Source organism: Streptococcus sp. 477, from assembly GCF_013277295.1.
GTDB classification, from domain to species: domain Bacteria; phylum Bacillota; class Bacilli; order Lactobacillales; family Streptococcaceae; genus Streptococcus; species Streptococcus pseudopneumoniae.
The window spans coordinates 1-12697 of sequence record NZ_VMMQ01000016.1 but is presented as its reverse complement, the minus strand read 5'-3'; the positions used below and the strand labels follow the sequence as shown (position 1 = coordinate 12697).

At 40.0% G+C, this 12697-nt stretch carries 13 protein-coding genes; 5 read left to right on the top strand and 8 right to left on the bottom strand.

The window, feature by feature from the left end:
- The first annotated feature begins 1 nt into the window (after position 1).
- The 5 genes from HT691_RS03080 (at position 2) to radC (ending at position 6230) form a co-directional block, all read left to right on the top strand.
- A complete protein-coding gene (locus HT691_RS03080) occupies positions 2–553 on the top strand; it encodes a GNAT family N-acetyltransferase (protein WP_001028719.1) in 552 nt (183 codons plus the stop codon).
- Positions 546–1823 (top strand): CBS-HotDog domain-containing transcription factor SpxR, encoded by a 1278-nt coding sequence (gene spxR / locus HT691_RS03075; RefSeq protein ID WP_000033818.1) that lies wholly within the window; start codon positions 546–548, stop codon positions 1821–1823. Before HT691_RS03080 ends, spxR begins: the two co-directional genes overlap by 8 nt.
- 15 nt (positions 1824–1838) lie before the next feature.
- The gene (locus HT691_RS03070) at positions 1839–2699 is read left to right on the top strand and encodes a methionyl aminopeptidase (RefSeq protein ID WP_000631540.1); all 861 of its coding nucleotides are present in this window, start codon (positions 1839–1841) and stop codon (positions 2697–2699) included.
- Between the two features lie 516 nt (positions 2700–3215).
- The gene (pcrA, locus tag HT691_RS03065) at positions 3216–5507 is read left to right on the top strand and encodes a DNA helicase PcrA (RefSeq protein WP_023932674.1); all 2292 of its coding nucleotides are present in this window, start codon (positions 3216–3218) and stop codon (positions 5505–5507) included.
- A 42-nt stretch (positions 5508–5549) separates the two neighbouring features.
- Positions 5550–6230 carry a DNA repair protein RadC gene (radC, locus tag HT691_RS03060; protein WP_000286927.1) on the top strand — a complete coding sequence of 227 codons (681 nt, stop codon included), beginning with the start codon at positions 5550–5552 and terminating at the stop codon, positions 6228–6230.
- On the opposite strand, the gene HT691_RS03055 is transcribed toward radC, so the two are convergent.
- The 8 genes from HT691_RS03055 to HT691_RS03020 all read right to left on the bottom strand — a co-directional run bounded on the left by HT691_RS03055 (position 6227) and on the right by HT691_RS03020 (position 12277).
- Entirely contained in the window at positions 6227–6916 is a 690-nt protein-coding gene (locus HT691_RS03055; RefSeq protein WP_023932671.1) for a gamma-glutamyl-gamma-aminobutyrate hydrolase family protein, read from the bottom strand. The two genes, radC and HT691_RS03055, sit on opposite strands and share 4 nt — an antisense overlap.
- A gap of 17 nt (positions 6917–6933) precedes the next feature.
- Positions 6934–7575, bottom strand: a complete 642-nt coding sequence (locus HT691_RS03050; protein WP_000653403.1) for a redox-sensing transcriptional repressor Rex — start codon at positions 7573–7575, stop codon at positions 6934–6936.
- 82 nt (positions 7576–7657) lie between these two features.
- Positions 7658–7873, bottom strand: coding sequence for a DUF4649 family protein (locus HT691_RS03045; protein ID WP_000462493.1), 216 nt, complete (start codon positions 7871–7873; stop codon positions 7658–7660).
- A gap of 7 nt (positions 7874–7880) precedes the next feature.
- Positions 7881–8228 carry a DUF1831 domain-containing protein gene (locus tag HT691_RS03040; protein ID WP_000863540.1) on the bottom strand — a complete coding sequence of 116 codons (348 nt, stop codon included), beginning with the start codon at positions 8226–8228 and terminating at the stop codon, positions 7881–7883.
- A gap of 4 nt (positions 8229–8232) precedes the next feature.
- The gene (locus HT691_RS03035; protein ID WP_050222844.1) at positions 8233–9348 is read right to left on the bottom strand and encodes a cysteine desulfurase family protein; all 1116 of its coding nucleotides are present in this window, start codon (positions 9346–9348) and stop codon (positions 8233–8235) included.
- Between the two features lie 9 nt (positions 9349–9357).
- A complete protein-coding gene (locus HT691_RS03030) occupies positions 9358–10317 on the bottom strand; it encodes a ribose-phosphate diphosphokinase (RefSeq protein WP_001283810.1) in 960 nt (319 codons plus the stop codon).
- 112 nt (positions 10318–10429) lie between these two features.
- Entirely contained in the window at positions 10430–10999 is a 570-nt protein-coding gene (locus tag HT691_RS03025) for a CYTH domain-containing protein (protein ID WP_138705931.1), read from the bottom strand.
- 132 nt (positions 11000–11131) lie between these two features.
- Entirely contained in the window at positions 11132–12277 is a 1146-nt protein-coding gene (locus HT691_RS03020; protein WP_172925246.1) for a site-specific integrase, read from the bottom strand.
- Positions 12278–12697 lie beyond the last annotated feature (420 nt).

Below are 12697 nucleotides of genomic sequence, written 5' to 3'. Positions count from 1 at the left end.
TATGAATATTTGGACCAAATTAGCAATGTTTTCTTTTTTTGAAACGGATCGCTTGTATTTGCGTCCTTTCTTTTTTAGTGATAATCAGGACTTCCACGAGGTAGCTTCAAATCCAGAAAATCTTCAATTTATTTTCCCAACGCAGGCAAGTCTGGAAGAAAGTCAGTATGCACTTGCCAATTACTTTATGAAGTCCCCTTTGGGAGTGTGGGCAATTTGTGACCAGAAAAATCAACAAATGATTGGTTCTATTAAATTTGAGAAGTTAGATGAAATCAAAAAAGAAGCTGAGCTTGGCTATTTTTTGAGAAAAGATGCTTGGTCGCAAGGATTTATGACAGAGGTTGTTAGAAAAATTTGTCAGCTTTCTTTTGAAGAATTTGATTTAAAACAATTATCTATTATTACCCATCTCGAAAATGAAGCAAGTCAACGGGTTGCCCTTAAGTCTGGATTTCGATTGATTCGTCAGTTTAAAGGAAGTGATCGTTACACAAGAAAAATGCGGGATTATCTTGAATTTCGGTATGTAAAAGGAGAGTTCAATGAGTAAGCATCAGGAAATTCTAAGCTATTTGGAGGAATTACCAGTAGGTAAAAGAGTCAGTGTTCGTAGTATTTCCAATCATCTAGGAGTTAGTGATGGAACAGCCTATCGGGCTATTAAAGAAGCTGAAAACCGTGGAATTGTGGAGACCCGTCCTAGAAGTGGAACAATTCGTGTTAAATCCCAGAAAGTTGCTATAGAGAGATTAGCGTTTGCTGAAATTGCAGAGGTGACTTCTTCTGAGGTTCTGGCTGGGAAAGAAGGTTTAGAGAGAGAATTTAGTAAGTTCTCTATCGGTGCCATGACTGAACAAAACATCCTATCCTACCTTCATGATGGGGGACTCTTGATTGTCGGAGACCGGACCCGTATCCAATTACTAGCGCTGGAAAATGAAAATGCCGTTTTGGTTACAGGTGGTTTTCATGTTCATGATGATGTGCTTAAACTGGCAAATCAAAAAGGGATTCCTGTTCTAAGAAGCAAGCATGACACTTTCACTGTTGCGACTATGATCAATAAAGCCTTGTCAAATGTCCAAATCAAGACTGATATTTTGACAGTTGAGAAGCTTTATCGTCCAAGTCATGAGTATGGTTTTCTGAGAGAGACAGACACCGTTAAAGATTATTTGTACTTGGTACGCAAGAATCGTAGCAGTCGTTTTCCTGTTATCAATCAACATCAGGTTGTTGTTGGCATTGTAACCATGAGAGATGCTGGTGATAAGTCACCAAGTACCACAATTGACAAGGTCATGTCTCGTAGTTTATTTTTAGTTGGATTATCGACAAATATTGCCAATGTGAGTCAACGGATGATTGCTGAAGACTTTGAAATGGTACCGGTTGTTCGGAATAATCAAACCTTGCTTGGAGTTGTGACACGACGAGATGTCATGGAGAAGATGAGTCGTTCCCAAGTTTCTGCTCTACCAACTTTTTCTGAGCAGATTGGTCAAAAACTCGCTTATCACCATGATGAAGTCGTCATTACAGTGGAACCCTTTATGCTTGAGAAAAACGGTGTTTTGGCTAATGGTGTATTAGCGGAGATACTGACTCACATGACCCAAGATTTAGTTGTGAATAGTGGTCGCAATCTCATTATCGAGCAGATGCTCATCTACTTTTTGCAGGCTGTTCAGATAGATGATACACTGCGCATTCAAGCACGCATTATCCACCATACTAGACGGTCAGCTATTATTGATTACGATATTTATCATGGTCATCAGATTGTTTCAAAAGCAAATGTAACCGTTAAAATTAATTAGAAACTAGGAGAAAAAATGATAACATTAAAATCAGCTCGTGAAATCGAAGCTATGGATAAGGCCGGTGATTTTTTAGCAAGTATCCATATTGGCTTGCGTGATTTGATTAAGCCTGGCGTAGATATGTGGGAAGTTGAAGAATACGTTCGCCGTCGTTGTAAGGAAGAAAATTTCCTTCCGCTTCAGATTGGAGTTGACGGTGCCATGATGGACTATCCTTATGCTACCTGTTGCTCTCTTAATGATGAAGTAGCTCATGCTTTCCCTCGTCACTATATCTTGAAAGATGGTGATTTGCTCAAGGTTGACATGGTTTTGGGAGGTCCAATTGCTAAGTCTGATTTGAATGTCTCAAAATTAAACTTCAACAATGTTGAGCAAATGAAGAAATACACTCAGAGCTATTCTGGTGGTTTAGCAGACTCTTGTTGGGCTTATGCTGTAGGTACACCGTCCGAAGAAGTGAAAAACTTGATGGATGTAACTAAAGAAGCAATGTATAAGGGGATTGAGCAAGCTGTTATTGGGAACCGTATTGGTGATATTGGTGCAGCCATTCAAGAATACGCTGAAAGTCGTGGTTACGGTGTAGTGCGTGATTTGGTTGGTCATGGTGTTGGCCCAACCATGCACGAAGAACCAATGGTTCCTAACTATGGTATTGCTGGTCGTGGACTTCGTCTCCGTGAAGGAATGGTCTTGACTATTGAACCAATGATTAATACAGGTGACTGGGAAATCGATACAGATATGAAAACCGGTTGGGCGCATAAGACCATTGACGGTGGATTGTCATGTCAGTATGAACACCAATTTGTCATTACGAAAGATGGACCTGTTATCTTGACTAGCCAAGGTGAAGAAGGAACTTATTAATAAAAATTGAAAAGACTACTGGAAGTTTATTTTGATAAAAAATCCAGTAGATCTTTTCATAATAAAACGCATTGTATCAAGTGTTAGGGGCTGATATCATGCGTTTTTCTGACTTTAAGATTTTTTCCAACTCTGTTTGTAACCACATCATAACAGAGGGTCTAGGATTCAGGGCTCTCCTCCTATATACTATTAGTAAAGCAAAACTAGGGGAGAATATTTTAGTGTCGCAATCTATTGTTCCTGTAGAGGTTTTACGATATCGTTGTTTTGGTTTTAAAAAGAGAAATGGAATTCTGTTTAACGTTCGTATTGCCAATCTTAAATTTACCTTTTTTATATTGATGTATTGAGCTAGTTCATGAAAAAATTAAGTGAAAAAGTCGAGTGTTTTAGAAACCTACAGTGTAGTATTCTAGTTTCAATCCGCTATATTTTGCTACTCCCCGTAAAGTTTCTATTTTCCCTGATTTCTGATATAATAGAAATATTGACTTCAAGAGTAAGGAAGAGAAGATGAACGCATTATTAAATGGAATGAATGACCGTCAGGCTGAGGCGGTGCAAACGACAGAAGGTCCCTTGTTGATTATGGCGGGGGCTGGCTCTGGAAAGACCCGAGTTTTGACCCACCGTATCGCTTATTTAATCGATGAAAAGCTGGTCAATCCTTGGAATATCTTGGCTATTACCTTCACTAACAAGGCTGCGCGTGAGATGAAAGAGCGTGCTTATAGCCTTAATCCAGCTACTCAGGACTGTCTGATTGCGACCTTTCACTCCATGTGTGTGCGTATTCTGCGTCGCGATGCGGACCATATTGGTTACAATCGCAATTTTACTATTGTAGATCCAGGGGAGCAGCGAACTCTCATGAAACGCATTCTCAAGCAGTTGAACTTGGATCCTAAAAAATGGAATGAACGAACTATTTTGGGAACCATTTCCAATGCTAAGAATGATCTGATTGATGATGTAGCTTATGCTGCCCAAGCTGGCGATATGTATACGCAAATCGTGTCCCAGTGTTATACAGCTTATCAGAAAGAACTGCGTCAGTCGGAGTCGGTTGACTTTGATGATTTGATTATGCTGACCCTGCGTCTCTTTGATCAAAATCCTGATGTCTTGACCTACTATCAGCAGAAGTTTCAGTACATCCACGTTGATGAGTACCAAGATACTAACCATGCCCAGTACCAACTGGTCAAACTCTTGGCTTCACGCTTTAAAAATATTTGTGTGGTTGGGGATGCGGACCAGTCTATCTACGGTTGGCGTGGTGCGGATATGCAGAATATTTTGGATTTTGAGAAAGATTATCCCCAAGCCAAGGTTGTTTTGTTGGAAGAGAATTACCGTTCCACTAAAACAATTCTCCAAGCGGCCAACGAGGTCATTAAAAACAACAAAAACCGCCGTCCTAAGAATCTCTGGACCCAGAATGCTGATGGGGAGCAAATCGTTTACTATCGTGCCAATGATGAGCTAGATGAGGCTGTATTTGTAGCCAGAACTATCGATGAACTTGGTCGGAGTCAAAACTTCCTTCACAAGGATTTTGCAGTTCTCTATCGTACTAACGCCCAGTCTCGTACTATTGAGGAAGCCCTGCTCAAGTCAAACATTCCTTATACCATGGTTGGTGGAACCAAGTTCTACAGCCGTAAGGAAATCCGCGATATTATCGCTTATCTTAATCTTATTGCTAATTTGAGTGACAATATCAGTTTTGAGCGTATTATCAACGAACCAAAACGTGGAATTGGGCCAGGTACTGTTGAGAAAATTCGTGACTTTGCAAATATGCAAAACATGTCTATGCTAGATGCTTCAGCCAATATCATGTTGTCTGGTATCAAGGGTAAAGTAGCCCAGTCTATCTGGGATTTTGTCAATATGATTCTGGATTTGCGAGAGCAACTGGACCAGTTAAGCATTACTGAGTTGGTTGAGTCCGTCCTAGAAAAAACAGGTTATGTCGATATTCTTAATGCTCAAGCGACCTTAGAAAGCAAGGCTAGGGTTGAAAATATTGAAGAGTTCCTTTCTGTGACGAAAAACTTTGATGACACCTCTGATGGGTCAGAAGAGGAAACTGGTCTGGACAAACTGAGTCGTTTCTTAAATGACTTGGCTTTGATTGCGGACACAGATTCAGGTAGTCAGGAGACATCAGAAGTGACCTTGATGACCCTGCATGCTGCCAAAGGTCTCGAGTTTCCAGTTGTCTTTTTGATTGGGATGGAAGAAAATGTCTTTCCACTTAGTCGTGCAGCCGAGGATCCAGATGAATTAGAAGAAGAACGCCGTCTGGCCTATGTAGGAATTACGCGTGCAGAGAAAATTCTCTATCTAACAAATGCCAACTCGCGCCTGCTTTTTGGTCGTACCAACTACAACCGTCCCACTCGTTTTATTAACGAAATCAGCTCGGACTTACTTGAGTATCAAGGTCTGGCTCGTCCAGCAAATACAAGCTTTAAGGCATCTTATAGCAGTGGTGGGGTTGCCTTCGGTCAAGGTATGAGTCTTGCCCAGGCTCTTCAAGACCGTAAACGCAGTGCTGCCCCAAAATCTATCCAGTCAAGCGGTCTCCCATTTGGTCAATTTACAGCTGGAGCAAAATCAGCTTCTAGCGAGGCAAATTGGTCCATTGGTGACATTGCTCTCCACAAGAAGTGGGGAGAGGGAACTGTTTTGGAAGTTTCAGGTAGCGGTGCTAGGCAGGAATTGAAAATCAATTTCCCAGAAGTAGGTTTGAAAAAACTTTTGGCTAGTGTGGCCCCAATTGAGAAAAAAATCTAATTTTTCATCCTTCTCACGAATAATAAAGTGAGGAGGATTTTTATGTACAGTATTTCATTCCAAGAAGATTCACTATTACCAAGAGAAAGACTGGCCAAGGAAGGAGTTGAAGCGCTCAGTAATCAAGAGTTGCTAGCTATTTTACTCAGGACAGGAACACGTCAAGCTAGCGTTTTTGAAATTGCCCAGAAAGTCTTGAGCAATCTTTCAAGCCTAACGGATTTGAAAAAAATGACCCTGCAGGAATTGCAGAGTCTGTCTGGTATCGGCCGTGTTAAGGCCATAGAATTACAAGCTATGATTGAACTGGGCCATCGTATTCACAAACACGAGACTCTTGAGATGGAAAGTATTCTCAGCAGTCAAAAGTTGGCCAAGAAGATGCAACAGGAATTGGGGGACAAAAAACAAGAGCACCTGGTGGCGCTCTATCTCAATACTCAAAATCAAATCATTCATCAACAGACCATTTTTATCGGTTCTGCAACTCGTAGTATCGCTGAGCCGCGAGAGATTCTTCACTATGCTATCAAGCATATGGCGACTTCACTCATCTTGGTCCACAATCACCCTTCGGGAGCGGTAGCCCCTAGCCGAAATGATGATCATGTCACTAAAATTGTTAAAGAAGCCTGCGACCTGATGGGGATTGTCCTCTTGGACCATTTGATTGTCTCACAATCTAGTTACTTTAGTTACCGTGAAAAGACAGATTTAATCTAAAGTTCATTAACAACATAGTCAAAGAGGTTTTTATCTTTGGGGCGATTTTCAAATAGAAATTCTGGGTGCCATTGGACACCGAGAAAGGCAACATCATCCGTACTTATGACAGCTTCAATAATACCATCTTTAGGATCATGAGCCGCAATCTTTAAATTTGGTGCTAAATCCTTGATACTCTGGTGATGGAAGGAGTTGATATGGGAGATTTCTCCATAGATTTCTCGGAGAACAGTATCAGGTTCTGTCACCAAGCGTTGAGTTGTGTACTCGGCAGAACAATTCTGCCAATGATCTTCGATATCTTGGTACAGAGTTCCGCCCATGGCAACGTTAAAAAGCTGAGTCCCACGACAGACGGAGAAAATAGGCTTTTTCTGTTTGATAGCTTCCTTGATGAGGGCTAGTTCGAAGATATCTCTTTGAAGGTGGTAGTCATCGCTATCAATGGTTTTTGGTTCACCATAGAATTTTGGATCAACATTTTGCCCACCTGTCAAGATGAGCTTGTCAATCATACTGATATAGTGGCAGGCCATTTCTTGATCACCAATCGGTAGGATGATGGGAATCCCTCCAGCGTCTTTAACGCCTTCCACAAAGCCTTTTGCTGCGTAGCTCATCATGATGTCATCATCTGGATGAGTTTTTTCGTTTCCTGTTATCCCAATAACTGGTTTTTTCATAAAATGATTTTCGCTTTCTAATCCTCTTTTCGCATGAAGTAGAGGAGGGTTTGGAGTTCACTTGTCAAATCGACATACTGAACGACCACATCTTTTGGTAAATGCAGATGGACTGGTGAAAAACTAAGAATTCCTTTCACACCAGCATCTACCAAGAGATTAGCAACCTCTTGTGACTTAACACTGGGAACGGTCAGGATAGCAGTCTTGACATCGGCATCCTTGATTTTATCCTTGATTTGAGAAATTCCGTAAATGGGAATCCCGTCAGGAGTTTGGGTACCGACTTCAGGATGGTCATCCAGGTCAAATGCCATGATAATCTTCATCTTGTTACGCTCATGAAAGCGGTAGTGGAGAAGGGCATGGCCCATATTTCCAATACCAACCAGCATGACATTGGTAATAGAGTTATCATTGAGCAAATCGGCAAAAAATGTCATCAGTTTTTTGACATCATAGCCAAAACCACGACGACCAAGTTCACCAAAATAGGAAAAATCACGACGTACGGTCGCTGAATCAATACCGATAGCCTCTGCAATTTGTTTAGAGTTGGCACGTTCAATCTTTTCTGCATGAAATCTCTTAAAAATTCGATAGTAGAGAGAGAGTCTTTTCGCTGTAGCTTTTGGAATAGCAAACTGTTTATCTTTCACAAAATCATAACCTTTCTATTCTTCTATTTTATAGAAACATTGTGAAAAAATCAACAAAAACAAGAAAAAACTAAGAAAAATCTTAGTTTTGATGTAAAAAATCTGTATGTGATAGAAAACGGTAGAGGTCTCCGACCAGACCCTGATAAATTTTCTGGCTATTAAAAGTCAGAGAAGTTACATAAAGTGTATCTGGCAGGGTCACACATCCTGACAAAGCCAGCATGAGAGCTTCATAATCCTCATACTTGAGTGTACGCTCTACATGATAGCTGTCCTTATAGGTCAATTCAAACATATGGGACCTATCTTTCTGATTTTGTAAAGACACCACGTTCTACCAAGCTATCCATGAGGAAGTAGAATTTTTCCTGATGAATGTGGTGGTCTTCTGATTTGAAAATATCAACTAGACGAAGACCAAACTTGTCAGTGATATTGATTTTAGCCCCTGTAAGTTCCTTGTTAATGATGATTTTGAGTTGGAAGCCTTCACCGCTGTTTGGCACTTTTTCCAAAAGGCGAGTCAATTCATAGTTACCAACCTTAGTCTCAAAAAAGGTGTTATCTTTGAGGGTGAATTTTTTAACAGAAGGGCTAAGAGTGTAGTCGTAACGACAATTTTTTAACTGAATGGTTTTTTCAAATGCCATATGGCTAACCTCCGATAATTTCTTTTAAGGTTTTTGCGAGGGTTTGTAGGTCTTCAACAGTATTTTGTGGCGACAAACTGATACGAACGGATTCCTTCAAGCGTTCTGAATTTGCCCCGTACATGGCTTCAAGAACATGGCTGGATTGGACAATGCCTGCCGTACAGGCTGAGCCAGTAGAGATAGAAATTCCAGCCAAATCTAGCCGAAGGAGTAAAAGGTCATTTTTCTGATCAGGAAATCCAATATTGAGAACATAAGGGAGATGATGTTGTCCTCTATTCACGTAATACTGAATTCCTTCTAGCTCTGCAAGAAAGGCAGTTTCTAGATTTTGTACATGTTGGAAATGTTCTTCCTGTTTTTCTAGGTCTTCTTTTAGGGCTGCAACCATACCCACGATGGCAGCTAGATTTTCAGTTCCGGCTCGTTTTTTCTGTTCTTGGTCTCCGCCATGAAGATAGGAATCAAAATCCATGCTAGATGCGTAGAGAAAACCGATTCCCTTAGGACCATGGAACTTGTGGGCAGAAGCAGTGAGAAAATCAATGCCCAATTCTTCTGGGTGTATAGGGATTTTACCAATAGCCTGAACTGCATCGACATGATAGGCGGCTGGGTGTTGCTTGAGTATTTGGCCAATTTCAGCAATGGGCAGTAGGTTTCCAGTCTCATTATTGGCAAACATGGTAGAAACCAAAATCGTATCGTCACGTAAGGCCTCTTGAATTTGCTGGGCGGTGATTTCTTGATTTTCTGGCTGGATAATGGTTGCTTCAAACCCAAAGTGTTGAACCAAGTAATCAATTGTTTCAAGGACAGCATGGTGCTCAATAGCAGTTGTGATAATATGTTTTCCTTGTTCTTGGTGACGAAGGCAGTAACCAATGATAGCAGTATTGTTGCCTTCTGTCCCACCAGAAGTGAAAAAGATATGTTGAGGTTTTGTCCCCAGTAACTGAGCTAGCTCCTGACGGGCTTCTCGCAATAGTTTGCCAGCTTGACGACCATGAGCATGAATACTAGAAGGATTTCCATAGGTTTCTTGCATAACCTCGGTCATAGCTGAAATAGCAACTGCTGACATAGGAGTCGTTGCAGCATTGTCCAAATAAATCAAAGAATCACCTTATTTCTTTTTGTTGTAGGCAAAGAGTGGGCTGACTGGTTTTCTTTCGTGGATACGGACGATAGCATCACCAATTAACTCACTAGCAGTGATGTAGCATACGTTTTTAGGAGTTTTTTCTTTTGTTGCTACTGAATCAGTCACAAGAATTTCTTTAATATTAGTATTGTCAAGAAGTTCAGCAGCTCCTTCGACGAAGAGGCCGTGGCTAGAAACAGCATAAATTTCTGTAGCTCCTTCACGTTCAACGATTTTAGCAGCTTCAGAGAAGGTACGTCCTGTATTTAAAATATCATCAATCAAGATAGCTTTCTTACCTTCAACATCACCAATGATATAACCTTCGTTGCGAGTTGCATCGTCTTGAGGATAGTCGATAATGGCGATAGGAGCGTCAAGATATTCAGCCAAGCTACGCGCACGTTTGACACCTGAATTTTTAGGGCTAACGACAACAACATCTGAACCGAGTAGTCCCTTATCGCAGTAATGTTTTGCAAATAGGGGGACAGTGAAAAGATTATCCACTGGAATATCAAAGAAACCTTGAACCTGAACGGCATGCAAATCAAGAGTCAGGATACGATCAACCCCAGCCTTAACCAGCATATTGGCAACTAGTTTTGCTGTAAGTGGCTCACGAGGACAAGCAATGCGGTCTTGACGTGCATAGCCAAAATATGGAAGGACAACGTTGATACTGTGGGCACTTGCACGCACACAAGCGTCGACCATGATTAACAATTCCATTAGGTGGTTGTTGACAGGGAAACTTGTTGATTGGATGATGTAAACATCATAACCACGGACACTTTCTTCGATATTCACTTGGATTTCTCCGTCTGAAAATTGACGTGACGATAGTTTTCCAAGTGGGACACCAACAGCTTCAGCAATTTTCTGTGCAATCTCTTGGTTAGAGTTGAGTGCGAAAAGTTTCATGTTTTTTCTATCTGACATTATAGACCGTCCTCTGTAAACTTTTTAAATCCTAGTGATATTTATCTTACATATATGAACTAGAACCTGTGTATTTTTATCTTTTCTATTTTACCAAAAAATGGAGATTATTTCAGCTATTTTTCATACTTTTGACAAATCGAACCAATTTTGAAGGAGCTTTTTGATAGGAAATCTGATTTTTCTCTAAAAATTGTTGGAAATCCTGTTTGCCTTGCTCGTGATTTTCCACTTCAAGCTCCAATTCGTAATCCGTCATATCAAAGTATTGACTTTCATCCAGAGCCATGAGACCGATAGCTGTTTGCATTTCATAGCGAAGCGTTGTTAGACAACCAAGAACCTGCCATTCACTAGTTTGGATACCATGTTTAGCCAATTCATCAAGAACCAGCCCTTGAGGAAGTTCTTTCTTGCTCAGATAGTTTTCAGCATCTTTTAGTTGCAATTTTTGGTTGTATTCCATGTTTCCAACACTTTGTGGGACTTTGAGTGTCAATTCTGCCCAGTCTTCAAAGGTCCGAATGCGCATAGCAATTTTCTTTTCTCGCAGTTCAAAATCAGGTGTGTCCATGTAGTAATTTTTTTGAAGAACAGGAGTGACACCTGTGAATTGGTCTTTTAGACGATTGTATTCATCTTTTTTCAATAGTGTTTTCAATTCAATTTCTAAATGTTTCATTTTTCTTACCTTTTTTTATCGTTGAAAGCGGATTTATGGTATAAACTGCTCACAGCTTCCTAGTCCCTTGAAATCAGTGGGTTTCTAGCATGTCAACCAAAAGTGAATACGAGATTGAATACGACTCTACTTTTAGCTGGAGCGAATGAAATCCATGAGCTGATCAACGACTTCAAAACGTTGATTATCATTGATGTGGGTATACATATCAAGGGTTGTTTGAACATTGTTGTGACCTAATCTGTCCGAAATAATTTTGGCTGTAATACCAGCTTCAAAGAGGAGAGAAGCGTGTGTGTGCCTGAAACCGTGAGGAGTGATTTTTTTGACATCTTTATGTTCACAAAAGAATCTTCTAAGTCTCTCTTTAACAGCTGAAGGAGAAATCCATCCTCCGAAACTATTCGTAAATATATAATTCGATTCACGTTTGTAAGGCACACCAGCCTGGAAATATTCTTTTATTTGCTGTCGTTTCCAGAGTTTCAAAACATTCAGAGTTTCATCATCTAAGGTGATAACCCTCTTACTCCTTTTGGTTTTAGGATCCTGAACAGTTTGTTTTTTACCAATCACGACAGCCGTGCGAGAAATGCTTAACAACTTATTTTCAAAGTCAACATCTGACCACATGAGGCCAATTGCTTCTCCAGTTCTCAATCCAGAAAAAGCGAGCAAGTGAAAAAAGGTGTAGTCTACTGGCTTACAATTTACTTTGTAAACTTTAAGAAACTCCGTTAGTTCCTGTTTTGTATAGTGGTTCTCTTTGCCCTTTAAGGGTCTATTTTTAGGCTTGATAATCTTGTCCAAGGGATTTAACTTAATGATGTCAAGAGAAACGGCATACTTGAAAATACGGCTGATTACAGAGTAGTAATTGGCATATAGGATATAGCGATTACTTAACTGGATAGCAACCTTTTGACAATAAGCTACACTGATCTGCTGAATTTTCATATCTGTAAAATATGAGTCAATTATAATACGAAGTTTTTTCTTAACGTTCTGATAGGTTGTTGGTTTTACAGTACTTTTATAGCTATCAAGCCATAACTCAGCGACTTCAGCGAAAGTAGGGTTCTGAAAATCTTCATTGTTTGAAAAACCGTTCTCTTCAACATCTAAGAGAAGGTCACGTTCGGCAGCCTTTGCCTCTTTAATGGTTTTAAAACCACGTCTTGTTGTGCGTTTTTCTTTTCCAGTAGCAGGGGCTATACCCAGATATGTTTGAAAGAGATATCTAGTCTCTCCTTTTTTTGTAAGGTATTTTTTTATCATAAAAAGTCCTTTCTTTTCGATTGCTTGCCCGCATAGTTGAAAAGGTGTAGAACTTATGATAAACTATAGTTGTATTTTTTTATCATCCTTTCCATTGCTTGCTAGGTGGAAAGTTGAATCCTCACACTCAAAGTTTGGCGATGGAGAGTGTGGGGATTTTTTGAGTTGTTTCCAAAATGGAAACAGTTGCTAGATAAAAAGAAAAGTAGTCGTATCAAATACGGCTACCATCACGTTATGGATCTAAAATCCAAACCTAAACTTTATGGAGCTAAACTCCTGATAGCTGTATTGTAATATAATTTTCAAAAAATATCAATTTCGCACAATAGACCTATAGGATGAGGTTGCTATTGGCGAATATGGGGGTGCTTTTGTTTATTTCAAGTATTTATAACTCAAAAAAGGGAAGTAACAATT

Excerpts from the sequence above, each read along its gene's own strand:
- HT691_RS03055 (WP_023932671.1), bottom strand. The coding sequence starts at position 6,916 with ATGAAAAAACCAGTTATTGGGATAACAGGAAACGAAAAAACTCATCCA.
- HT691_RS03045 (WP_000462493.1), bottom strand. The coding sequence starts at position 7,873 with ATGTTTGAATTGACCTATAAGGACAGCTATCATGTAGAGCGTACACTC.
- HT691_RS03030 (WP_001283810.1), bottom strand. The coding sequence starts at position 10,317 with ATGTCAGATAGAAAAAACATGAAACTTTTCGCACTCAACTCTAACCAA.
- spxR (WP_000033818.1), top strand. The coding sequence starts at position 546 with ATGAGTAAGCATCAGGAAATTCTAAGCTATTTGGAGGAATTACCAGTA.
- radC (WP_000286927.1), top strand. The coding sequence starts at position 5,550 with ATGTACAGTATTTCATTCCAAGAAGATTCACTATTACCAAGAGAAAGA.
- pcrA (WP_023932674.1), top strand. The coding sequence starts at position 3,216 with ATGAACGCATTATTAAATGGAATGAATGACCGTCAGGCTGAGGCGGTG.
- HT691_RS03025 (WP_138705931.1), bottom strand. The coding sequence starts at position 10,999 with ATGAAACATTTAGAAATTGAATTGAAAACACTATTGAAAAAAGATGAA.
- HT691_RS03020 (WP_172925246.1), bottom strand. The coding sequence starts at position 12,277 with ATGATAAAAAAATACCTTACAAAAAAAGGAGAGACTAGATATCTCTTT.
- HT691_RS03040 (WP_000863540.1), bottom strand. The coding sequence starts at position 8,228 with ATGGCATTTGAAAAAACCATTCAGTTAAAAAATTGTCGTTACGACTAC.
- HT691_RS03080 (WP_001028719.1), top strand. The coding sequence starts at position 2 with ATGAATATTTGGACCAAATTAGCAATGTTTTCTTTTTTTGAAACGGAT.
- HT691_RS03070 (WP_000631540.1), top strand. The coding sequence starts at position 1,839 with ATGATAACATTAAAATCAGCTCGTGAAATCGAAGCTATGGATAAGGCC.